Annotated in this window: 20 protein-coding genes; 15 read left to right on the forward strand and 5 right to left on the reverse strand. The window is 36.7% G+C overall.

Going from position 1 to position 23992, the window contains the following annotated elements; translation table 11 throughout:
- From RB604_RS12990 to RB604_RS13060, 15 genes are all read left to right on the forward strand, one after another.
- Entirely contained in the window at positions 1-1113 is a 1113-nt protein-coding gene (locus RB604_RS12990) for a 3-oxoacyl-ACP synthase III family protein (RefSeq protein ID WP_055294993.1), read from the forward strand.
- Positions 1114-1116: 3 nt separating this feature from the next.
- Positions 1117-2649, forward strand: a complete 1533-nt coding sequence (locus RB604_RS12995) for an amino acid adenylation domain-containing protein (RefSeq protein ID WP_055294995.1) — start codon at positions 1117-1119, stop codon at positions 2647-2649.
- The gene (locus tag RB604_RS13000; RefSeq protein WP_055294997.1) at positions 2627-3445 is read left to right on the forward strand and encodes a GNAT family N-acetyltransferase; all 819 of its coding nucleotides are present in this window, start codon (positions 2627-2629) and stop codon (positions 3443-3445) included. Before RB604_RS12995 ends, RB604_RS13000 begins: the two co-directional genes overlap by 23 nt.
- 9 nt (positions 3446-3454) lie before the next feature.
- A complete protein-coding gene (locus RB604_RS13005; protein WP_055295067.1) occupies positions 3455-3682 on the forward strand; it encodes an acyl carrier protein in 228 nt (75 codons plus the stop codon).
- A 2-nt stretch (positions 3683-3684) separates the two neighbouring features.
- Entirely contained in the window at positions 3685-4437 is a 753-nt protein-coding gene (locus RB604_RS13010; protein ID WP_055294999.1) for an SDR family NAD(P)-dependent oxidoreductase, read from the forward strand.
- A 23-nt stretch (positions 4438-4460) separates the two neighbouring features.
- A complete protein-coding gene (locus tag RB604_RS13015; RefSeq protein WP_055295002.1) occupies positions 4461-4679 on the forward strand; it encodes an acyl carrier protein in 219 nt (72 codons plus the stop codon).
- Positions 4680-5276: an MBL fold metallo-hydrolase gene (locus tag RB604_RS13020; protein ID WP_055295004.1), complete on the forward strand. Its 597-nt coding sequence runs from the start codon at positions 4680-4682 to the stop codon at positions 5274-5276.
- Between the two features lie 26 nt (positions 5277-5302).
- Positions 5303-6211 (forward strand): AAC(3) family N-acetyltransferase, encoded by a 909-nt coding sequence (locus tag RB604_RS13025; protein WP_055295006.1) that lies wholly within the window; start codon positions 5303-5305, stop codon positions 6209-6211.
- A gap of 29 nt (positions 6212-6240) precedes the next feature.
- The gene (locus tag RB604_RS13030) at positions 6241-7563 is read left to right on the forward strand and encodes an O-antigen polymerase (protein ID WP_055295008.1); all 1323 of its coding nucleotides are present in this window, start codon (positions 6241-6243) and stop codon (positions 7561-7563) included.
- Positions 7564-7724: 161 nt separating this feature from the next.
- Positions 7725-8993 (forward strand): nucleotide sugar dehydrogenase, encoded by a 1269-nt coding sequence (locus tag RB604_RS13035; protein ID WP_172680690.1) that lies wholly within the window; start codon positions 7725-7727, stop codon positions 8991-8993.
- Positions 8980-10146 carry a glycosyltransferase family 4 protein gene (locus RB604_RS13040; protein WP_055295013.1) on the forward strand — a complete coding sequence of 389 codons (1167 nt, stop codon included), beginning with the start codon at positions 8980-8982 and terminating at the stop codon, positions 10144-10146. The genes RB604_RS13035 and RB604_RS13040 overlap by 14 nt, the downstream gene beginning before the upstream one ends.
- A gap of 190 nt (positions 10147-10336) precedes the next feature.
- A complete protein-coding gene (locus tag RB604_RS13045; RefSeq protein ID WP_055295015.1) occupies positions 10337-10987 on the forward strand; it encodes a CatB-related O-acetyltransferase in 651 nt (216 codons plus the stop codon).
- 110 nt (positions 10988-11097) lie between these two features.
- The gene (locus RB604_RS13050) at positions 11098-11850 is read left to right on the forward strand and encodes a glycosyltransferase family 2 protein (RefSeq protein WP_055295070.1); all 753 of its coding nucleotides are present in this window, start codon (positions 11098-11100) and stop codon (positions 11848-11850) included.
- Between the two features lie 7 nt (positions 11851-11857).
- Complete coding sequence (locus RB604_RS13055) at positions 11858-12754, forward strand: NAD-dependent epimerase/dehydratase family protein (RefSeq protein WP_055295018.1); 897 nt, start codon at positions 11858-11860, stop codon at positions 12752-12754.
- Between the two features lie 96 nt (positions 12755-12850).
- On the forward strand, positions 12851-13828 hold the full coding sequence (locus RB604_RS13060) for an MraY family glycosyltransferase (RefSeq protein WP_055295020.1): 978 nt from the start codon (positions 12851-12853) through the stop codon (positions 13826-13828).
- A gap of 55 nt (positions 13829-13883) precedes the next feature.
- Here the strand turns inward: RB604_RS13060 and RB604_RS13065 are convergent, their stop codons facing one another.
- The 5 genes from RB604_RS13065 to RB604_RS13085 form a co-directional block, all read right to left on the reverse strand.
- Positions 13884-17081, reverse strand: a complete 3198-nt coding sequence (locus RB604_RS13065; RefSeq protein WP_055295022.1) for a response regulator — start codon at positions 17079-17081, stop codon at positions 13884-13886.
- 125 nt (positions 17082-17206) lie between these two features.
- Complete coding sequence (locus tag RB604_RS13070; RefSeq protein ID WP_055295024.1) at positions 17207-19630, reverse strand: sensor histidine kinase; 2424 nt, start codon at positions 19628-19630, stop codon at positions 17207-17209.
- 224 nt (positions 19631-19854) lie between these two features.
- Complete coding sequence (locus RB604_RS13075; protein WP_055295026.1) at positions 19855-21153, reverse strand: Na+/H+ antiporter NhaC family protein; 1299 nt, start codon at positions 21151-21153, stop codon at positions 19855-19857.
- A 230-nt stretch (positions 21154-21383) separates the two neighbouring features.
- Positions 21384-22874, reverse strand: a complete 1491-nt coding sequence (locus RB604_RS13080) for a UxaA family hydrolase (RefSeq protein ID WP_055295029.1) — start codon at positions 22872-22874, stop codon at positions 21384-21386.
- A 32-nt stretch (positions 22875-22906) separates the two neighbouring features.
- Positions 22907-23971, reverse strand: a complete 1065-nt coding sequence (locus RB604_RS13085; RefSeq protein ID WP_005923227.1) for a LacI family DNA-binding transcriptional regulator — start codon at positions 23969-23971, stop codon at positions 22907-22909.
- Positions 23972-23992: the final 21 nt, after the last annotated feature.

Below are 23992 nucleotides of genomic sequence, written 5' to 3' on the forward strand. Positions count from 1 at the left end.
ATGTCATATTTTAGTTTTAATAATATAAAAGTTTCAGGCATAGCCTGTGCTGTTCCTAAAAATGTTGTACGTACAGACTCTTATAAACCTACTTTTGGTGAGGAGGAGGTAAACAAGTTTATGGATATGACCGGTGTGCATGCCTCCCACCGTACTTCAGAACATCAAACATGTTCTGATTTAGGGTATACGGCAGCTTGTTCCCTGCTGGATAAAAAGGGGATAGACAGAAGTGAAATTGGCGTCTTGATATTCGCCTCACACAGTCCTGATTACCGCCGCCCTTCCACGGCTTTTATTCTTCAACACCGTTTGGGTATTCCTACGGAAGCTGTTGTTTTTGATGTCAGTTTGGGATGTTCGTCTTTGGTTTACGGTATGCAGGTCGTGGCTTCCATAATGAATTGCAGTGATACAAAGAGGGCATTATTGTTTGTTGGGGATACGGCAGGCAAGTCTGTCTATCCGACCGATCGCAGTTCTGCAATGTTGTTCGGAGAAGCCGGTGCGGTGATGCTATTTGAAAAAACGGAAGAAGGCGATAGCTCTGTTAAGGCGTTATTGCGCAGTGATGGTAGTGGATACAGATATATGATTGTCCCAGGTGGCGGATACCGTAATTTACATGCCAGCAATGAAGTAGTCCTGTGTCAGGATGGTAATGAACGTACTCTTTTGAACTCCTTTATTCAAGGAACTTCCGTATTCACATTTACAGTTTTTGATGTACCACGTATAATCAAGGATTTTTGGAAGTATACCGGCACCACTGTAGATGATTACGATGTGTACGCTTTCCATCAGGCCAATCTTTATATTTTAAAACAAATAGCGAAGAAGACGAAGATTCCTTTGGAAAAACTACCCATATCTCTGGATCGCTATGGAAATACTTCCGGTGCTTCTGCTATTGTCACGTTATGTGATGTATATGGTCATTCCACAGACAGTAAGAATCTCCGAGTGCTCTCATGTGGTTTTGGTATCGGCCTTTCTTGGGGTGTTGCTTCTTTTGATATTGATACGGCTGATATTCTTCCTGTCATAGAAGATGACAGTGTATTTGAAGAAGGTATTTTTACTGATCCCAATCAATTATATACAACTCTTTAATAAATGGTAACTAACGTATTAGATTATTTGGAAGAAACAGCGGGATGCTTTCCTGATAAGGTAGCCCTTGTTGATGATAATAGCTCAATAACTTTCTCTCAATGGCTTCAGAAAGCGGAAAGTATTGGAACGGCCATTTGTGGTATTGCTTCCGGAGCGGTTCGTAGGCCTGTTCTGGTTTTTGTCGATCGTAGGATAGAGGGACTGGTCGGCTTTATGGGCGTTGTTAAAAGTGGAAACTTTTATGTTCCTATTGATTGTAAAATGCCGGACGAACGTTTGAAATTGATAGTTGATATATTGAATCCTATTGTCGCCATAACTGTAACCGATACGGAAAATAATATATTGGATTCCATTGGTTTTGAAGGCAAGAGATTAATGTATAGAGACGTTGCCGAATCCTGTATAGATGATGAACAATTAAAGAAAGTACGTTCCCGCATGATAGACCTTGATCCTCTGTATGCTATATTTACAAGTGGTTCGACAGGAGTTCCTAAGGGTGTTGTAATAAGTCATCGCGGTGCTATAGATTTGGCCGAATGGCTGGTTGAGACGTTTGGCTTTACGGATGCGGATGTGTTGGGCAATCAGACCCCGTTTTATTTTGACGGTTCGGTTAAGGACATTTATATTACACTCAAGACCGGTGCCACATTGACTGTAATCGGGAAGAAGTATTTCACGTTCCCTAAGCTACTGGTCAAATTCCTCAATGAACATAAAGTGTCAACCATTCTTTGGGCGACTTCCGCCGTTGTTTTGATTGGTAATAGTCGTATTTTTGATGAATCACGTCCGCAGTATTTGAATAAAGTTTTTTTTGCAGGTGAGGCCATGCCGGCAAAACAACTGAAAGTTTGGATGGACAGTTTGCCCGATACAAGTTTTATTAACTTGTATGGACCTACCGAGATAACGGTTGATTGTACTTATTATATTGTGAACAGAAAGTTCGATGATGATGAATTCATTCCCATAGGTACCCACTGTAAAAATATGGAAGTGCTTGTCTTGAATGAGGATAACCAATTGGTGGCACAAGGTGAATCCGGTGAATTGTGTGTACGCGGCACGGGTGTTGCGTTGGGTTATTATAATAATTCGGAGAAGACTCGCGAGGTCTTTGTCCAGAATCCTTTGCATAATCTGTATGAAGATAAAATATATCGTACAGGTGACATCGTGAAGTATAATGAACGTGGGGAGATTGAGTTCGTTTCCCGCAAGGATTTCCAGATAAAGCACATGGGTAACCGGATAGAACTTGGAGAAATAGAAGTTGCTGTCAATTCAATGCCTGAAGTTACCAATGCAGCCTGTATTTATGACTTTGATAATCAAAAAATAGTCTTGTATTATACAACCGTTACCGGGGAGGAATCGGATATCATCAACTATATTAAGACTAAGATACCCAAATACATGTTTCCCAATTCAATCTGGCATCTGAATGAGATGCCACATAATTTGAATGGCAAGGTGGATCGTGTAAAGTTGAAGAAAATGTATGAAAGCCATAAAGATAACTGATATATCACAGGTTGAAAATATAAGGGATCGATATTTCATCAGAAATTGTTTGACTAATAATTATTTAATGCTTGATGAATATGAGAATCTAATTCGTGAAGATCGGTTATATGCAATATGCACCCAACAGAACTCCTGTTTCTTGGTAAAAAAAGACAAATGTTTTCGTGTGTACTATTATATAAACGATACCGCCGAACAAATGTTATTTGACATTTTCGATGATTTCGTATTAGAGATTTTATATCGCGGAGAGAAATATTATCCGGTAAACGAGATTAAGTACTGGGAATACTGTGGCTTTAGTACTCATTTGATACGGGATCAATATGAAACTCAATATCGTGATTTGCGGGTAGAATCAAGAGCAACAAGGGATATATACATTGATTTCGCAACTGAGTTGGAAGATGCATTGTTTGCTTGTGAGTTGTTTAATTCGGTTTTTGACCCTTACTCTGGTGACTATATTTCACGAGAGCAGATATGTCAATTGCTGGATGAAAGGAAAATCCTCATAGCTTATAAAAATAACCTACATGCAGGTGCTTTACATTTTTATAGCGCTAACAATCGGGTATGGTTAGGGCATGTTGCAGTATTGGATAAATACAGAGGGCAACACCTTGGAGATATTTTAGTGGATACTTATATAAAAGAAAATATGAATAATAACAAAGTGCGTTTTTCTTTATGGGTACAACAGCAGAATCAAACGGCTATAAATATGTATCAAAAAAAGGGATTTAGATACGTAAATAAATCAACTATATCAATGCTTAAACTTAAAAAATAAATGAAAGATATGGATAAATTATTGGAATTGTTAAAGGGAATACGTCCTGATGTGGATTTTGAGACGGAAACAGCGCTGATTGATGACGGCATTTTAGATTCTTTTGATGTGGTTTCTATTATATCTGAGTTAGATGACGAGTTTGGGGTACAGATTCGCATTGCAGAACTTGACCCGGATAATTTTAACTCTTTGCAATCTATTTGGAGTTTAGTACAAAAACTGAAAAGTAACTAAGGGTGGATAATATTATTAATCTTAAAGATAAGGTAATAGTTATTACGGGGGCCGCATCAGGCATTGGTAGAGAGGTAGCTATAGTGACCAGCCTACAGGGAGCTCGTGTTATAATGTTAGATATATCTCAGGAAGGTTTAGATAAAACTTTATCTTTACTTTCTGGAGAAAAACATTGTAGAATTATAACTAATCTGGCTAATTTGAATGAATTGTCTGATGTTGTTAATGGTATTGTTTTGAAATATGGAAGTATTGATGGTTTAGTACATTGCGCTGGAATTAGTAGCCGCAAGCCACTGAATGTGTTAAAGAAAGAAGGCTTTGATAATTTAATGGATGTGAATTTTTATTCTTTTGTGGAGCTTGTGAAATTGGCTACAAAAAAGAATAATTTTGCTTTCGGTGGTAGTATAGTTGCTATTTCTTCAGTTTCCAGTATTAAAGGATATAAGGCAAAAACAGAATATTGTGTATCGAAAGCGGCATTGGATGCGGCTGTTCGTTGTTTTGCACAAGAATTGATACATAAAAATATAAGAGTTAATACAATAATGCCAGGTGTTGTAGACACTCCAATGGCACTTAATGCAAGAATAATTAGTCAGACTGTTGGTGGAGAGACCAATGAACAACAACCTTTAGGAAATACTCAACCTCGGGAAATTGCAAATTTAGTAGCTTTTTTATTGAGTGATGCAACAAATACTATCACTGGCACTTCAATTCGAATTGATGGTGGATTGTGTATGTAATTTATAATTAATTTTAGAAAACTATGACACGTAAAGAAAAGTTGAACATGATTGAGGACGTTCTTGAAGTAGAACTTGGTTCTTTAAAAGAATCGGATTTATTGTCTAAAATAAGTGAGTATGATTCAATGAGTAAATTGTCACTGATTGTTATGTGTGATGAAGAATTTGAAAAGAAATTGTCAGGAGAGCAAATAAGACAATTTAAAACGGTGGGTGATATTCTCGACTTTTTAGAATAAATGCAGGTTAGAAGAGTTATAAATGATGTTTTTTATTCAAACACATTTATACTTATTTCTGAATTGAATGATAATGCGTGGATAATTGATCCCGGTGACATTGATAAAATAGTAGAAATACTTCCTAAGAAATGTTCAGTAAAAGGCGTATTTATCACGCATTATCATTTTGACCATATTTATGGTCTTAATAGCTTGACTTATTTATTTCCCGGTTTAGTGGTGTTTGCGACAGAAATTATTGCAACAGGATTATACTCAGATAAAATGAATTTATCTTATTATCACAATCAGTCTTTCGTTTATCAGGGTAAAAATTTGATTTTTCTTAGTGATAATGAAGTTGTTGATCTGGATAATGGAAATAAAATTGTTGCAATCGATACTTCCGGGCACAATGAAAGTTGCTTGTCTTTCATGTTAAATAATTACTTGTTTACAGGCGATTCTTACATACCTAATGTTAAATTAGTGACAAATCTTCCTCGTTCAAATAAAGAGAAAGCTAAAAAATCATTAGAACGTATTTTGGGACTAATAAAAGACGATACAATAGTTTGTCCGGGACATGGCGCTATAATTAAGAACGGTTATTGATTTTATGTTACTAAAAATCATATAATATGAGTTTAAAAAATGTTATAAAGAAAATCCTTCTTGTTAGTAAAAATGAACCATTGACGACATTGAATATCCTAAAGAGATGGAATATCCGTTTTGGGAAATATATATGGAAGAAAAAATATACAACGAATGAATTAATTGATCTTCTAAAAAAAACAGGTTTAAAAAAAGGTGATACAGTATTCATACAGGCAGCTTGGGATTCTTTCTATAATTATTTAGGGAATGAAAATGAATTGATAGACGGTATTTTAGAAGTTATAGGCGATACTGGAACCTTAATGATGCCTGCTTATCCTCTTTTGAGAAGAAATAAAATATTTGATGTGAGAAGAAGTGTTACTGCAGCTGGTATGTTGGCAGAAACATTTAGAAATTATCCTAATGTATTACGAAGTGCTAATGTGAGACATTCCGCATGTGCAGTGGGACCTAATGCTCAATATCTTGTTGGTGAACATCATAAATCATTGATTTGCTTTGATGAATATTCTCCCTTTTATAAATTGAAAGATGTTAACGCTAAAATTTTTATTTTAGGATTACCTCATTATTCATTAGGTACTATAATTCATACTATTGAAGCAACATTGTACAAAAACGAACCTTATTTTTCTAAATTCTATACTAACCAAAAAGTTGTAAATAGATATAAGGATATAGATGGAGAAATGAAAAGTTATGAATCCTTGTGCGAAAATTCAAAAATTAATATACGTTCGGATCATTTTCTAACTCGATATATAATTAGGAAATATTTTGATCGTAATAACTATAAAATGGCTAAACTATCTAATTTGAATATTTCAAGTTATAACGCTCAATATGTTTATAATAGATTGGTAGAGTTGGCACATGAGGGAGTCGTTTTATATTATTCACCAAGATATTCGAAAAATGATAAGTAAACGTCTTTCAATCTTAAAGTAGTTCATATATGTTTTTTAACTCTGGGAGAATATTCAGGACTGATTATGTAAGTCTTGTTACAGCGATATTATATGTTTTCATATTTAGATTTATATATACAGATTATTTAGTTCCATTATGGGGATATTTTGGCTATTACAATAATAATAGTGATGGTATTCGAATAATTACATCAAATATATTTGCTGTATTACCTATTTTATGTTATTCAAACAAGAAAGTTATTTCAAACCTTATTTCTATTTTAATTTACATTTTGGTATATCTGCCTACTATAATAATGATCCAGTATTATTTTGTGGATTTTCAATTGGCTATAAAATACCAGCTTGTTTTTCTTTTGGGAATGACTCTCTTTTTCCTCAGTGATATAGATAGTGGTAAAGTTGTTATACTAAAAAAAAATTATATACCTATCAAATTTTACCTTTGGGTAGGAATAATTATGTTACTTTTTGTTGTAATCTACTATGGATCTTCTTTACGTTTGGTTTCTTTTAGTAAAATATATGAGTTAAGAGTGGATAATTATGGGGCGAAACTTTCTCGTTTTCCATTAATTGGATATTTTATTTTATGGATATCTAATTTTTTTCGTCCTTTATTTCTTTCAATAGGATTGGTTTATAAAAAAAAGGAGTTTGTGTTGATAGGTGTTTTGATGGCAATATTAATTTATATGGCTACAGCTACTAAAGGGACTCTTTTTTCTCCGCTTTTTGCTTTTGGTCTTTATTGGTGTTTAAAATATATAGGATTTAAATATTTATTTCCATTAATTGTATTTTTCTTTTTGTTAGTTGTTTCATTGTTTAAATTGACTGAACATTCTGAATCATCGATTTCTTCTGTCTTTTTCGTTATTTCAGCTATATTATTGATGAGATCATTAGGAATCTCTGCTTTACTGAATACTGTTTACATAGATTTCTTTGAGACAACAAAATTACATACATATTATACGCATATAAATGTTGTTAACAGTATTTTTGGAGGATATCCATTTGGTGAAGATGCTTTGGGGAAAGCTGTATGGGGCGGGTATTCAGGAGAGAATGCGGATGATGCAATGAATGCAAATGCGAATTTTTTAGCAACAGATGGAGTTGCTGCAATGGGGATTTGGGGTGTATTATTAGTTTCAATCCTCTTTTATTTTTTATTGAAATATTTAAATAAAGTTTCAAAAGGCCACAATACTGATTTTGTTTTTATTCTTTGTTTAGGTTCTATTCTGTCTTTATTAAATGTTTCTCTTTTTACTACATTGTTGTCATGTGGGCTGATATTGATAATAATCTGTCTCAAATATTCAACGATTCGATATTGATTATTTTAGTAAAATAATATTTGTATAAATTATTCTTTACAATGATATTGACGTCTTTTTAGTGATTAATTTACATAAATGAATTATTATTGGCCTTTACTAATCATAAAGTAAGAAAGTGCTTATACATTGATTAATTTATTGTTAAATATTTATTGAACATGAAAAAAATTTGTGTTATTGGATTAGGTTATGTAGGATTGCCTTTAGCAAGGCTATTTTCTACAAAATACCAGACCATTGGTTTTGATATGAATCAAGCGCGCGTTGATGCATTAAATAATGGTCACGATGTAACTTTAGAGGTATCTGATGATTTATTACAATCTGCATTGAATAGCGGTTTTAGGTGTACTACAATTCTTGATGATATAAAAGATTGTAATATTTATATAGTAGCTGTTCCTACACCTGTAGACGAGAACAACCGTCCTGATTTAAAACCTTTATGGAAGGCAAGTGAAACTGTAGGAAAGGTGATATCGAAAGGTGATATCGTAATTTATGAATCAACAGTTTATCCAGGAGTAACAGAGGAGGAATGCCTGCCTATAGTTGAAGAGGTCTCCGGATTAAAATTGAATGTTGACTTTTATGCAGGATATTCGCCTGAACGTATAAACCCTGGTGATAAAGAACATACAGTGGATAAAATTAAAAAAGTAACCTCTGGCTCTACTCCTGAAATAGCCGACACTGTTGATGATCTATACAATTCGGTCCTTTTGAATGGTACTCACAAAGCGTCTTCGATAAAAGTCGCGGAAGCTTCGAAAATTGTTGAAAATTCACAACGAGATGTGAATATTGCCTTTATGAATGAATTGGCGAAAATATTCAATGCAATGGGAATTGATACTAATGATATTATTGAGGCTGCGTCGAGTAAATGGAATTTTATAAAAATGAAGCCGGGCTTAGTAGGTGGGCATTGTATCAGTGTGGATCCATATTATTTAATTCAAAAAGCTCAGGTTTATGGAGTACTTCCGCGTATCATGTTTGCTGCGCGACGATTGAATGATGGTATGGGGGCATATGTAGCTAATCAAACTATTAAATGTATGAATAAAAAGGGGGTGATAGTAAAAGATTCAAAGATATTGATACTTGGTATCACTTTTAAAGAAAATTGTCCTGACATCCGAAACACTAAGATAATGGATATTTATAGTACATTGAGAGAGTACACGAATGACATAACAATTTGTGACCCATGGGCTAAGGCAAAAGATGTAGAACGAGAGTATGATATAAAAATTGTGGAAGAAATCGGTTTACTAAAAGAGTATTATTATAATGCGGTCATTTTAGCTGTTGGACATAAAGAATTTATTACTCAAGATATTAAAAAGTTTGTTTGTGAGAATGGTGTTATCTATGATGTAAAGGGAATGTTACCTAAGGAATTTACGGATGGAAGACTCTAAAAAGAAAATCGTACATTTATGTTTGAGTAGCTTTTATATTGATGGATATTCATATCAAGAAAACATGTTACCTAAATATCATGTAAAACTTGGATATGATGTAACTGTTATTGCTTCATTGGTGTCTTATGATAAAAATGGAATGAGATGTTACTTGAAAGAAGGAGAATATAAATGTAATAGAGATGGTTATAAGGTCATTAGAATAGATTACAAGAAGGGATTTTTTAGAATATTATACAAAAGATTGAGATTCTATTCTAATACTTATGATTTGTTAGTAAGTGAAAAGCCAGATATAATTTTCGTACATAATACTAGCTTTGGTGATGCAAAATATGTGAAGAAATACATGAAAGAACATCCGGGAACTTTCCTTTTTGCAGATTCTCATGCTGATTGGATTAATTCTGCAAGAAACTTTCTTTCTAAAAATATTTTGCACAAAATAATATGGAGACATTATACACAAATGTTACTTCCTTATTATCAAAAAGTATATGGAGTACTTCCGATACGGTGTGATTTTTTATACGATGTTTATTCTGTTCCTCGAGAAAAAATAGAATTACTGCCTTTAGGTGTGGATGATGATGCTATACCGTCTAATAAAGAAGAGATAAAGAATGACATTCGAAATAAATTGAGAATAAAGACTACGGATTTAGTTATTATCACAGGTGGGAAAATAGATCGTTTAAAAAACACACATAAATTGATGCAAGCTTTTTCAGAAATAAATGATGAAAAAATACATTTAATAATTTTTGGAGTTGTTATTCCTGATTTTAAAGAAGAATTTGATAGACTTTTAACTAAAAATATGCACTATGTTGGATGGTGTAATTCGGAAGACGTAATTAATTATATGGTTTCTGCTGATTTAGCTTGTTTTCCAGGAACCCATTCCACATTATGGGAGGAAGCTGTCGGCTTGTCATTGCCTTGTATATTGAAAAATTGGGAAGGAATGCATCATGTAGATATAAATGGTAATTGCTTGTTTCTAAAAGATGATACCGTTGCAGGTATAAAGGAAATTTTATTAAAAATTATAGAGAAAGATACCCTAAAAGAATTAAAACAAAAGGCTCAAATAGCAGCAGCTTCTTTCCGCTATTCTGAAATTGCTCAAAAGGCTATAGGGATGTAAGAATGTTTTGAGTATTTATATCTGTGTATAAATATATCTTGTCTTAGTTTTGTAGTATGGTGATTTTGTAATAGATTTTTGTAAATGTTTAAACTGTTGTATTTTTCGTGATAAAAACAGTAGGATGTTGATATTTACTTCATAGTACTAACTATATTAATATCATAAAAATGAAAGGTGAGGTGTAATAATGATTAATTATTTAATGGGGTTTTTGTCTAATTTTTTTAATCCGGCTGTCTCTTTTGTGGCAATTACGGATCATAAATCAGTTATTAATAAATTATCCAGAATCTATCGTTTTGCAAAAATTATCAACTCTTCTGTTGACAAATATTCATACATAGGGATAAATACTTGGGTTGTAGACACCCACATAGGTGCTTTTTGTTCTATAGCAAGTGAAGTCTACATTGGCTTAGCGACGCATACAATTGACAATCTTTCTACCTCTCCTATTTTTACGGAAAGAAAAAATGCAACGGGACATTCTTGGGTAGAATGTGATCATGCTATCAATCGTTTACAAACGGAAATTGGAAATGATGTTTGGATAGGATTCCGTGCAATGATTTGTGGAGGAGTAACGATAGGTAATGGTGCTATAATAGCGGCTGGAGCTGTCGTAACAAAAGATGTACCTCCTTATGCCATAGTAGGAGGTGTGCCTGCTCGTATTATCCGTTTTCGTTATTCACAAGATATAATAAATGAGCTGGAAGATCTTGATTGGTGGAGTTGGGATGACAGCATATTACAGAAACATATATCGCTATTTCAGCATAAATTAACAAAAAATGATGTGATTCTATTAAACGATATGGATATAAATGTAAGTTGAAAAATAGCGTGTTTAATTTTAAGTAACGTAGATATTTAGTTTCTGATAACTCCATTCTTAATTGGAGTATATTTTTACTTCCCATAAACTCTAAATGTATATTTCTAATGATGAAATTTTCCCTTATTACTGTTACTTTTAATAGCGGTATGACACTTCGCGATACTATTCAATCAGTCCTTTCTCAATCTTATGATGATATTGAGTATATTATTATTGATGGATTATCAACAGATGACACAATGGATATAATTAAAGAATATGAGCCTCAATTTTCTGGACGTATGCATTGGGTAAGTGAAGAGGATTGTGGATTATATGATGCTATGAATAAGGGATTCAATTATGCAACAGGTGATATTATAGGTATAATTAATTCTGATGATTTATTAGCGGATCCAACGGCAATAGCAAAGGTAGTGAGGTGTTTTGAAACTGATGAAACGATAGATGCAGTATATGCAGATTTATATTATGTTTCTCGATTTGACACTTCTAAAATTATTCGTCATTGGGTATCTGGAAGGCAACGGGATTTTGCAAAAGGATGGCATCCTGCACATCCGACTTTTTATGTAAAAAGAGAGGTGTATCAGAAATATGGAATATTTGATTTGAGTTTTAAGTTTGCAGCAGATTTTGAATTAATGTTGCGGCTTATTGAGAAAAATGGTATTAAGTTATTCTATCTTCCAGAGCCTTTAGTAAGGATGCGTTTAGGAGGTACTACCAGTAAAAATTGGGTAAATATAAAGCAGGGTAATCTTGAATGTATTAAGGCATTTCAGAAAAACAACCTTCCAGTTAATCCTTTTTATTCATTTTATCGCTTAATACCAAAGTTGAAACAATTTTTTCAATAATATTTTTATGAATCTTCTTTTTACTGGTGCTTCTGGTTTTCTAGGAAATAATATATTTCCTTTATTAAAAAGATATTATAATATTTCAACTGTTGGATTGACTCCGGATGATACTTACATGTTTAATTTAGTAGAGGAGGGGCTGATTTTAAATGAACAATATGATATTGTTCTTCACGCAGCAGGTAAAGCTCATTCGGTTCCACAGACTGATGAAGAAAAGAACGCTTTTTTTGATGTAAATCTCCAAGGAACCAAGAACCTTTGTTCTGCATTGGAAAAGGTAGGAGTTCCGCGGGCATTAATTTTTATCAGTACAGTAGCTGTATATGGTTGTGATTTCGGTGAGAATATAACAGAAGAACATCCCCTAAATGGTACGACTCCCTATGCTGAGAGCAAAAAGCAGGCAGAACGCTATTTACAGGGTTGGTGTAACATGCATGGCGTTACATTAGGCATTATTCGTCCTTCATTGATAGCAGGGCCTAATCCTCCCGGTAATTTAGGGGCAATGATTCACGGAATGCGTAGTGGTAAGTATTTTAGTGTTGGGAAAGGTGAAGCAAAAAAAAGTGTATTGATGGTAGAAGATGTTGCTAACTTAGTTCCATTATTGGCAGAAAAAGGAGGTATCTATAACGTGTGTGATACATATCATCCTTCATTTCGGGAATTGGAGTCTGTTATTAGTCAGCAATTGGGAAAATCAATGCCATTCTCAATTCCATATTGGTTAGCAAAGAGTCTGGCTACTATAGGCGATTGTTTAGGTGGAAAAGCCCCGATAAACTCTTGTAAACTAAGTAAAATAACAAAAACTTTAACATTTAGTAATGCACGAGCAATACAAGAGTTGGGTTGGAAGCCTACAAGCGTATTAGAGAACTTTAAAATAGATTGATATGTTGAATTGGATGATTGCAGTAGGGTTAGGAATTGTAATTCTTTTGTTTATAGCAATTCAACTATGGTTTTATTGGATATATAAAAACGAGTAATGTACTATATTATAATCCTGGTTCTGCTCTTCCTTGCAGAACTTTTTTATTTCCGTATCGCTGATAAATGTAATATCATCGACAAGCCGAATGAACGTAGTTCTCATACCCGCATTACTTTGCGTGGTGGAGGGATCATCTTTTATTTTGGTGTATTGGCTTATTTTCTGACGAGCCATTTTGAATACCCCTGGTTCATGCTTGCCTTGACATTGATCACCTTTATCAGTTTTGTGGACGACATCCGTTCCACTTCACAGGTACTCCGACTGGTGTTTCATTTCTCCGCCATGGCTTTGATGTTCTATCAATGGGGGTTGTTTTCACTCCCTTGGTGGACGCTTTTTGTGGCATTGATCGTTTGTACGGGTATCATCAATGCTTACAATTTCATGGATGGCATCAATGGCATCACCGGCGGATATTCATTGGTTGTTCTCGTAGCCCTTGCTTACATCAATGAGGCGGTCGTTCCTTTCGTCGAACAGGGTTTTATTCTGACGGTGCTTTGCAGTGTCGTTGTTTTCAACTTCTTCAATTTCCGGAAACGTGCCAAGTGTTTTGCCGGTGATGTCGGTTCTGTCTGCATTGCATTCGTTCTGTTATTCTTTATTGGCAAGTTAGTTATCCGGACGGAGGATTTCAGTTGGATTATCCTGTTGGCCGTATACGGTGTGGATAGTGTACTGACGATAATCCATCGCCTGATGCTTCACGAGAATATCGGTTTGCCACACCGGAAACATCTGTATCAGATTATGGCGAATGAACTGAAGATCCCTCATATGGTGGTTTCATCTGTATATATGCTGGTACAGGCATTGGTGATAATAGGCTATCTTTTATTTCAGAATAATGACTATCAAAATAATGGCTATTGGTACATGGGGGGAGCTATACTGCTTTTAAGCGTTATTTATATTCTGTTTATGAAGAGATATTTCCATTTACATAAAATAAAATCACTTAATTCTTAGAGACTGTTTAATTTTTTCTCTTAAGAATAATACTGAGCAAAATTTAAACAGCCTCTTAGTCACCTAATACTTCTTTCAATTCTTTTTTGTTGAGGGGTTTCGTTATGAACGTATTGCATCCTGCCCTCATGGCTTCTTCTCTGTCGAACTCGAAAGCGTTGGCAGTAACGGCGATGATAGGAGTTTCCGTATCGAATTTCCGTATTTCCCGGGTAGCTTCCAAACCACCCATAACCGGCATCTTCATATCCATCAGAATGGCATCATAATGATGGCTTGATGCAAGTTCCACCGCTTCTTTACCTGTATAGGCACGGGTTAATTCAGATGTTTTAAGGAGGGCTTTTACCAGCATATAATTACTGTCGATATCTTCGGCTACTAATATGGATTTCTTCTGAACATCATTGGTACAAGACTCCTGTGAAGTGCTAAGAGTCGGATTATGCCCCATTCTTAGGATATCCTCTGCAATTTCTTCCGTTTCCTCATATCTCTCAATTTCTGCTTCACAAGGAAACCAGGCCCAAAACTTACTTCCTTTTCCTTCGTCACTTTCCATACCGATCTTACCACCTTGTGCATCAGTGATTGCTTTACAAATGGCTAATCCTAAACCGGTACCTTGCGTGAAGTCGTCGAGCTTGGCAAAACGTTGGAATAGCTTGTGCTGTTTTTCTTTCGGTATACCATGTCCGGTATCTTCTACATATAATTTTATGCCTCCGTCAATGTAACTGTATCCCATAGTGATGCGACCTCTGTCAGTGTGTTTTATAGCGTTGGTGATAAAATTCGTTCCTACCTGCACCAGACGGTTTTTATCCAGTTTTACCAAGCAACTCTTGTAGGGATTATGGCCGATAAACTCTACTTCGGGATTAGTACATCGTTGCTTCAGAGCCATAAAGGTTTCTTTGTATGTATCTGCCAAATCGAAAGATTCCAACTTTAATTCCATAAGTCCCGATTCTATCTTCGACAGGTCCAGAATATCACCGATAAGCCTTAACAGCAGTTCGTTGTTATTGTTGATGATATTCATAAACTCCTTTCGCATATTAACGTCTTCTGTGGTTTGAAGCAGTTCGGAGAAGCCTACGATGGCATTCAACGGAGTACGGATTTCATGGCTCATATTTGCTAAAAATGCAGATTTCAGCTTATCGGCTTGTTGGGCGGTTTCTTTTTCCCGTTCCAAAAATTTCTGATAATTGATTTGTTCGGTGATATTTAATCTGACACCCAGATACTTTATGACCGTTCCATTTTTATCTTTCTCCATAGGGACACCGCGTACTGTACAATACTGCCAATCCGAATCGTATTTGGTCTTCATTTTTACAATGAAGTTGTAAGATTCATCCTTCCTGTCTTTTACGATACCCGCTGCTTTTTCAATTAGTTCCAGATTTTCGTCGTCTTTTTGTGAATAACAGTCGTAAGTGCTCATGGAGATTACTGCACCGTCCTTGTAATCTGCTACCGGTTCATTATATGTGGTGAACAGTTGTGTGTCACAATTATATTCCCACATGGCCATACCTGCCGTCTGAATGGCGAAACGGAGTTTTTCAATCGTGTCATTCAGAATTTTGTTGTTAAGTACTTCTTGTGTTATATCTTTCTGGGTTCCCAATATGGCTGTCACAGTGTCTTCTTCTTTTTTGGATATCATACGACTATCGTAGTAGTGATAAGTGCCGTCTTCGTGCATATAACGGAATACGGTTTCCGCTGATTCTTTTTGTCCATGTAAGATTGTATCGAATAGCTCTTTTTGTATTATGCGATCGTCCGGATGGAGCATGCCTAAATACTTCTCCATATTGAGTCCTTTTTCAGTGCGCATATTGCCGCGTAACATGAACTCTTGTGTGTGCAGTTCGTAAATCCATGCAGTGACATTGCCTGCATTCATTGCCATATTGAGTTTTGCTTCTTGTTCGGCCATTTGCCGTTCATGTTTTTCCTCGGCCGTCCGGTCTATGGCTGTAATTAAAATACCGATAAGCTCTCCTTCCTGGTCTTTTATGGGTGTAACATCCATTTTGAAGTAGAATATCTGATCGAAAGGGGTAAAGCGGGCGAAGTATTGCGGACATTGCTCTTTACGCATGTCGTATTTTAATATACCATGAAATTCGTGAATTTGGTTTTGCTCGTCTATAATACCGTGATTTCGCAAAACAGGGTTCGCATATATGGATAGTTGTTCTTTCAGCAATTTGTTTTTGTTATCCATTTGAAATAATCTGGCCATCTCATCATTGACGCTTACCAATATACCTTTTTTATCATAGTAGCTTAGTCCCACCAGAGTAGTATTGAATACTGTCTGATATCGGTTTAGAAAATTTTTGTTTTCGAGTAATAAAGCATTGAGTTTTTCATTTTCTTCTTTAAGTAGAATTTCTCCCTTTTGGGCTCTTTTTTTATAGATTGTGACGAAGATGGATAGCAATAGTGCGGTGAGTAATAGAGCCCCCAAAAGGAAATATAACCATGTAGGAATACTGAATGTCGGCTTTTCTCCCAACCATTTCACATGTATCCGGTCATATACTCCGTTTTTCTTCAATTTCAGAAGGGCTGAGTTTATTTGTTCTAATAATTGGGTGTCACTACCTACAAAGCAATATTCTTGTAATGGCCATTCGGAATCTATAATACTAAGATTGGTTAGTCCGTCTTTGTAAATTATGTATTGCGCCATGTTGTCAAGGCATATTGCCATATCACCTTTACCTTCGGATAGCATATTCAATCCTTCCATCATATTGTCAACCGGAATAAGATGGGAATCATATCCCATGTCTTTTAACTTTTTATGAGGTAGGGCATACCTTTGTACGATAACGTTTTTGTGTGATAAATCCTTTGTATGTTGGATAAGGGCATCTTTCCGGCAGACGAATTTGTAGTTTATATAGCTGTGGGCTTTGCTCAGTTTGGACGGGCCGTTTTGAGGAGATTCGAACTTTGCCATGCCGGTAATCAGATCGATTTCTCCTTTTTCGAATTGCTGAAGTATATCCGACCAATCTTCCAGTTGCAGGTCGTAGGGTAGCTTCAATTCGTCCATAATGGCACGGGTTAGATCAATATTAAAACCATCCGGTTCTCCTTTGTCGTTTATAAATTCATAAGGTGGGAAAGCACTGTCACCACGTATGATTATTTCTCGGGTATCTTTTGCAGTTCCTTGTATTATATATAAAAAGGTAAGGATTATAATGACGCATTTTTTCATTAAAAGTATTGATTTAAATATAAGAAAAGAATGTTTAGCTGAATAAAGATAGGAAATGTTTTACTTAAATATATATCTTATGATGAAATTAACATTTTGGAAATGAATCAATTAATTTTCAAAGTTCACTTCCCTTGTTGCAAGGGAAGTGTGAACCAAAAGCACGAACCTTCATTCACGACCGATTCGACTCCTATTTCACCTCCCATTTGTGTAATGATGCTTTTGCAGATCGATAATCCGATTCCGGTACCTTGAGCAAAGGTGTTTAACTTCACAAAACGGTCGAATATATTGTCGAGCTTTTCTTTGGGAACTCCTAACCCGGTATCATGTACATAGATTTTTATTGCATTGTCGGATGTTATTTCATAACCTACGGTGATGTTGCCTTGTGAGGTAAATTTGATGGCATTATTGATGAAGTTTGTGAGGACTTGAGTAAATCGGTTCTTGTCACTATATATATGGCAGGGTGAAGCATGCGATTCGAAAAGAAGTGTTACTCCTTTTTGGGGTTTTGCTTTGAGCTCTTGTACAATCTCTTGGCAGGCTTGTTCAATCTCAAATCTCTCTTTTACAAAATCGAATGTACCGGCTTCAATTTTGGAAAGATCCAATATATCTGAAATCAGTTGTAACAATAGTTCGTTATTCCTTTGTATGATGCTGATATATTCTGCGCGTTCTTCTAAATCATCCGTTTCGGTCAGTAAAGTCGAGAAACCGACAATCGAATTGAGGGGAGTACGGATTTCATGACTCATGTTAGCTAAGAAAGCTGATTTTAACCGGTCTAACTGTTCGGCCTTATCCCGGGCAATGATAAGTTTTTGTTCCGTTTGTTTCAGTGGAGTGATATCATAGTTGACACAGACCATTTCAATGATTCCGTCCTGAGGGCGGAAATCTCTTACAAGTACATTGACGCTGGTCCAGGAATAGTTACCGGATGCTCTTTTGATACGTATGTCTTTACGCAGGCAGGTAGCTTGTCCTTGTTTGACATTACCTACAAACTCCTTTAAAACTGCCCGGTCATCGGGATGCACATTCCGATAAACGCCTATAACTTCGGGGAGGGGAATTCCGTCTTTTTCACCGATATTATCATACCAGCTACTAAGGGCATAACCATCACGGCTTAAGGCATCGAATACGGCGTACCCGACTTTTGCATAATCGCCTATAAGGGCGAACAGGGTTTCGAATTCTTTTATCTTCGAACGGGCGGATGCAGCCTCTGTGGTATCTACATTGATGAGTAAGTAGTTTGTGAAATTGTTTTTAGAGTCACGCAATGCCGTAGCTTTGGTCACTATATTGATGGTATCTTTTTTCAGAGAAGGATAATAATCGTTTATGGCGGAAAAGTTATAGTTTGTGTTGAAAAAAGCATCTTCCTGTCTTCTGAGGTTGTCTTTAATATTGTCCGGTATGTTAGGGTTGGAAAACAGGTTTACTCCTAATACGTCTTCTCTGTTCCCGATACCGAACATCTCGAGTTCTTTATCGTTGATTTCTGTCAGATAACCGTCCTTATCGTATAATTCGATGCCGGCCGGTAAGTTTTGGAAAATGTTATTGAGCACCTCTTCTTTATGCTGTAATATTTGCTGTTCTTCTATGGCTTTTTGCTCGGATTTATGTAATTCAATACAAATGCTGATGATATTTGCCAATGAAGTGAACCATTGATAATCGGCATTGCTCCAATTACGACATTGCTTAATGATGTCTATACCCATATATCCCCATACCCTTTTCTTGGATAGCAATGGGACAACCATGAGAGATTTTATATCTTGGCGTTCTAAAATTTCTCTGTGATATCTTGCTTCCGGAGGCATGGCATCGAGTGTATTTAAAATAATGGCTTTCTGACCGGATATCTGCTCGTTCCACCACGAGGATTCATCGAACAGAATATTTTGGAGTGACTCCTGTTCTTCAGATACATTTTCTGCTGTTATTTCATAAATGCAGTTTTGAATCTTTTCTTCCGGGAATATTTCAAATATGTAAGTCCGGTCTCCATTGAATTGTATCAATATATCTTTCAGGATTTCCCGGATTGTATCGGAAATATCGTCTGTTTGCAGAAATGACAATAGAGAATGTGATATACTTATTTGGCGATAAAGTAATTTATTTAGTTCTTCTTTATTGCCCAATCCTTTTTCAGTGCTTTCAATATCATCGAGACATCTGATATAACCGAACCAGTGGATATTTGCCTGGCCGATATCTGAATCGGATTCCATTTTCAGTTGTACCCAATTCATTCCATATTTTGTGTGGATAGGGAAAATCTGTTCGAATATGCGTTGGCTGTGAAGGACTTTAAATTCTTCTTTTAAATGTTCGCGATAATCTTCGTGAACCAGATGATACAAATCATTAAAACCGACTGTCTTCTTTTCGAGACATAGAAGATCCGTAACAAATTCTGATAAAGTGTATTGTTGGGTTTTTAAATTAACTTCAAACCAACCAATCTGCGCCATGGAAGTTAGTCGGGTGAACTTGTCGGAATTATGATTTAGCATATTTTTCTATTACTGTTGTTTGGAGGGCACAAAGATAGATAATATTTTTAAATCAGTGAACTTGGAATTTGTAATAAAGTGCTATAAATCTAAAAGTTATGAATGAATTTCTGATGCGAATTTTGATTTTTGCTATGGATATAAAAGAAGTTTTTCGATTAAAGAAACCGGGTGGTGGTTTGGTTTCTAAAATCGAAATCGCAGTATGATGGCATTTTCTGTTTTTATGAATACCGGCGTGGATAGCGGAAAAGAATGGCTAATAATGCAAATGTCCCCATCGTAAAAGGATAATACAAATTTCCAACGATACTGATGGGGGAGATATTGGCTAATCCGGCTGCCATAAGAAGTTGCGCTCCGTAAGGAATGATACCTTGTATAAAGCAGGAGAAGGTGTCGAGAATGCTGGCTACTTTTCGGCGGTCGAGATTAAATTTTCCGGCAATGTCTTTAGCAATCGGGCCGGTAGTGATAATGGCGATGGTGTTGTTGGCTGTGCAAAGGTTGGCGATACTTACCAAGGCGGCAATACTTAGTTCGGCACCACGTTTACCATTGACATGACGTGTGAGCTTTTCAATAATGAAATCGATTCCTCCGTTATAGCGGATTGTTTCAAGCATGCCTCCTGCCAATAGGGTGATGATGATAAGTTCGCCCATTCCGGTGATGCCACTACCCATTGCGCCAAACCATTCGAATATACTGAAACTGCCCGTGGGAATTCCGATAATAGCTGTACTGATGATACCGAGAAGAAGGACGATCATTACATTGATACCGGCGATGGCTGTTCCCAATACAACGAGATAGGGTATGACCTTAAGCCATTCGATTTCCTGTGTTTGTGCCGGAGCAATGACTGATAATCCTTGAAAGATATAAATGCCCAGTACAATGAGTGCGGCTGGGACTACGATCATGGAGTTTACCCGGAACTTGTCGCGCATTACACAACCTTGTGTTTTGGTAGAGGCGATGGTGGTGTCGGAGATGAATGACAGGTTATCGCCAAAGAAAGAACCGCCTACTACGATGGCTACCATGAAAGGGATATCTATTCCTGTTCTTTGTGCCAATCCGGTAGCGACCGGAGTAAGAGCTACGATTGTTCCTACACTGGTACCGATAGAGAGCGAAATGAAGCAGGAAGCTATAAAGATACCTGCTAAAAGTAGGTTGTCCGGAAGTATATGTAGAGTGAGGTTTACTGTTGCATTGATGGCACCCATTTGTTTGGCGCTTTGGGCAAAAGCTCCGGCAAGAATAAAGATCCAAACCATGAGCATGATGTTTTTGTTTGAAGCGCCAACGGAGAACTGGTATATTCGTTGATCCAGCTTTAGTCCTTTTGTTATAGCGATAGCGTAGCATGAGGATACTAAGAATGCGACAGTGATGGGTACTTTATAAAAATCGTTGACGATAATTGAAGTAGCCAAGTATAGGCATAGAAAAACAAGTAGAGGACTAAGTGCCCACCAGCCGGATGCTCTTTTTATATTCTTTTCTTCGTTCATTCTTTGAATTGTACTTGTATTTGGAGTGCAAAGATAATAATAAGAAGATAGAAGTTAGCAGATAGTAGTTAGTAGTTAGTAGTTAGTAGTTAGTGGTTGGCGGACGCTAAGTGATCAATATAAAAAAATAGTAGCCGATAGCTAAAATCAACTCAGCATGTTTATGTCTGCGTGCTACATGCTTCTGATTTTGACTACCGGCTCCTGACTTCTAACTTTTAGCTTCTTTTTTACAGCGTTACTCCTGTCTTGAATATAGCAATTTCACGATATCCTTTCTTTTCGTTGTTAACGAATTCTCCGCTTGCCACTTTAATGATGTAATCGATGAAACGTTCACATGTTTTTTCCATCGGTTCATTTTCAACAATCACACCGGCATTGAAATCGATCCATCCCGGCTTGTTTTTTGCCAGAGTTGAATTGGTAGATATCTTCATTGTGGGGACATAAGTACCGAAAGGAGTTCCACGTCCGGTGGTAAATAATACCATATGGCATCCGCAAGAGGCCAATGCAGTAGCAGCTACCAAATCATTTCCGGGGGCCGATAACAAGTTAAGTCCTTTGACCTGTAAACGTTCTCCATAGGACAATACACCTTCTACATAGCTTTTTCCACATTTTTGTGTACATCCCAAAGCTTTGTCCTCTAAAGTGGAAATACCGCCGGCTTTATTTCCCGGTGACGGGTTTTCACCTACAGGTTCACCATGAGACAGGAAGTATTCTTTGAAATCATTGATCAACTTGACAGTCTGTTCGAACAACTCTTTGTTACGGCAGCGATTCATTAGGATTGTTTCTGCACCAAACATTTCCGGCACTTCCGTCAACACGCTGGTTCCGCCTTGTGCTATGAGGAAGTCGGAGAACATACCCAATAACGGATTTGCCGTAATACCGGAGAAACCGTCAGAACCTCCACATTTTAATCCTACGCGCAGTTCGGACAGGGGAACTTCGGTGCGCTCGTCTTTCACTGCTTTAGCATATAATTCACGAAGCATATCCATTCCTTCTTCATATTCATCACCTACTTTCTGGGTAACCATGAACTTTACACGATCTTGATCGTAATCACCCAAGAATTCGCGGAATACATCCGGTTGGTTGTTTTCGCATCCCAATCCAACGACTAATACGGCACCCGCATTGGGATGAAGCACCATGTCACGAAGAATTTTTTTCGTGTTTTCGTGGTCGTCGCCCAGCTGTGAACAACCATAATTGTGAGGGAAGGCGACAATCGCATCTACGCCTTTACCTTGTGTTTCACGGCGTAATCCTTCGGCTAATTGATTGATAATACCGTTTACGCAACCTACAGTGGGGATAATCCATATCTCATTACGTATACCGACATCTCCGTTTTTACGGCGATACCCCTTGAAAGTGAGATCTTTTCGAGCAATATCGAGTGATACCTGTATCGGATTGTAGGTATATTCCAACAGTCCTGCAAGGTTGGTTTTTATGTTATTTTCATTCATCCAGTCACCTTGCCTTTTTGCCATTTTGGCATGGCCGATAGGATAACCGTATTTGATGATATCTTCTCCTTCGGCGAAGTCTTTCAAAGCAAATTTATGTCCGGCGGGCACATCTTCGTTTAGGGTGATGTCGATACCGTCCACTGAAAGACTTTCTCCTGCAGGCAGGTTGACAATAGCTACGGCTACATTGTCAGCAGGATTGATTTTTAAAAACTTTGTTTCCATGATGTCCTTTTTATTTATAATCGTAAATCCTTTTACTTATTGCTGTAATAGTCGATTGTTTCCACCGTCAGCAAGTCGATGGGCATATAGTTGATGCAATTTACCTCTTTCTTGAAAATGAGGTGGTCACATAGTGCCTTAATACCGTTATATCCTTGTAGTTCGGGTTGTTGGGCAATGAGAAAATAGACACTACCTTGTTTAAGGCAGGCGACATTCCGTTCTAAAAGGTCATAGCCGATGAGATTAAAGTCGCTTTTATTGCGATTCAATAGGTATTCACCGACGATATATACTTTGGAATTAAATGTAATTCCATTACGCACAGTAGGATGTTGTTGGAAGAAAGCATCGAGCATGAGAGCATCTTCATCATTTCGTTCGGCATGAAGGTCGAGCTCCAGGATGTTGCACGAAGGATGATATTCTTTCATATATTGCCTGAATCCTTTTTCTCTGTTTTCCTGTTGGTTGGAGCCCACAATACCTTCGTGTATTTTACGGAAGATTACGATTTCTTTTTCATCTCTTGCCAATAACATCAGCATGCGTGCGGCGAAATATCCACTTTGGCGGGAATTCTGACCGAAAAAAGCCAACGGTGGTATTTCTTTTATGTTAGAGTCTATATATATATAAGGTATATCCAGTTCGGTCAGTTGCTCTATGAATATTTGGGTGTATTTGAGTATGGTGGGAGCTACCATCACTCCATCCGGATGCTGTGCGACAATATCGTTGCTGGCATCAACGAAAGAATGGTAATCGTATGGATCGTAATAGGTGGTTTTTACTGTGGTGTTGAAATCCGAATACGTACTCAGCGCTTTGTTGATTCCTTTTTCTACGTCGGTCCAGTATTCTCCTTCCAAATGTTTAGGCAAAAGGCAAGCGAAAGTGTATTTCTTGTTGGATGCAAGTGCACTGGCATACATATTGGGTTGATAGTCCAGTTGCTTCAGAATTTCTTCAACCCGTTTACGGCTTGCTTCCGAAACTCCGCTGCGGCCATGAATGACACGGTCTACGGTTCCTACTGATACATCGGCCAAACGGGCGATATCTTTGATTCTAATTCTATCAGGTAACTTATTCATTGATCTGTTTACTATTTAGCT

Source organism: Bacteroides salyersiae, assembly GCF_031172035.1.
Taxonomy (GTDB): Bacteria; Bacteroidota; Bacteroidia; order Bacteroidales; family Bacteroidaceae; genus Bacteroides; species Bacteroides salyersiae.

Bases quoted from the DNA above. Each gene is read 5' to 3' on its own strand.
- RB604_RS13085 (WP_005923227.1), bottom strand. From the start codon at position 23,971: ATGAATAAGTTACCTGATAGAATTAGAATCAAAGATATCGCCCGTTTG.
- RB604_RS13020 (WP_055295004.1), top strand. From the start codon at position 4,680: ATGCAGGTTAGAAGAGTTATAAATGATGTTTTTTATTCAAACACATTT.
- RB604_RS13025 (WP_055295006.1), top strand. From the start codon at position 5,303: ATGAGTTTAAAAAATGTTATAAAGAAAATCCTTCTTGTTAGTAAAAAT.
- RB604_RS13015 (WP_055295002.1), top strand. From the start codon at position 4,461: ATGACACGTAAAGAAAAGTTGAACATGATTGAGGACGTTCTTGAAGTA.
- RB604_RS13080 (WP_055295029.1), bottom strand. From the start codon at position 22,874: ATGGAAACAAAGTTTTTAAAAATCAATCCTGCTGACAATGTAGCCGTA.
- RB604_RS13030 (WP_055295008.1), top strand. From the start codon at position 6,241: ATGTTTTTTAACTCTGGGAGAATATTCAGGACTGATTATGTAAGTCTT.
- RB604_RS13035 (WP_172680690.1), top strand. From the start codon at position 7,725: ATGAAAAAAATTTGTGTTATTGGATTAGGTTATGTAGGATTGCCTTTA.
- RB604_RS13075 (WP_055295026.1), bottom strand. From the start codon at position 21,153: ATGAACGAAGAAAAGAATATAAAAAGAGCATCCGGCTGGTGGGCACTT.
- RB604_RS13005 (WP_055295067.1), top strand. From the start codon at position 3,455: ATGGATAAATTATTGGAATTGTTAAAGGGAATACGTCCTGATGTGGAT.
- RB604_RS13070 (WP_055295024.1), bottom strand. From the start codon at position 19,630: ATGCTAAATCATAATTCCGACAAGTTCACCCGACTAACTTCCATGGCG.
- RB604_RS13045 (WP_055295015.1), top strand. From the start codon at position 10,337: ATGATTAATTATTTAATGGGGTTTTTGTCTAATTTTTTTAATCCGGCT.
- RB604_RS13065 (WP_055295022.1), bottom strand. From the start codon at position 17,081: ATGAAAAAATGCGTCATTATAATCCTTACCTTTTTATATATAATACAA.
- RB604_RS12995 (WP_055294995.1), top strand. From the start codon at position 1,117: ATGGTAACTAACGTATTAGATTATTTGGAAGAAACAGCGGGATGCTTT.
- RB604_RS13055 (WP_055295018.1), top strand. From the start codon at position 11,858: ATGAATCTTCTTTTTACTGGTGCTTCTGGTTTTCTAGGAAATAATATA.
- RB604_RS13060 (WP_055295020.1), top strand. From the start codon at position 12,851: ATGTACTATATTATAATCCTGGTTCTGCTCTTCCTTGCAGAACTTTTT.
- RB604_RS13040 (WP_055295013.1), top strand. From the start codon at position 8,980: ATGGAAGACTCTAAAAAGAAAATCGTACATTTATGTTTGAGTAGCTTT.
- RB604_RS13000 (WP_055294997.1), top strand. From the start codon at position 2,627: ATGAAAGCCATAAAGATAACTGATATATCACAGGTTGAAAATATAAGG.
- RB604_RS12990 (WP_055294993.1), top strand. From the start codon at position 1: ATGTCATATTTTAGTTTTAATAATATAAAAGTTTCAGGCATAGCCTGT.
- RB604_RS13050 (WP_055295070.1), top strand. From the start codon at position 11,098: ATGAAATTTTCCCTTATTACTGTTACTTTTAATAGCGGTATGACACTT.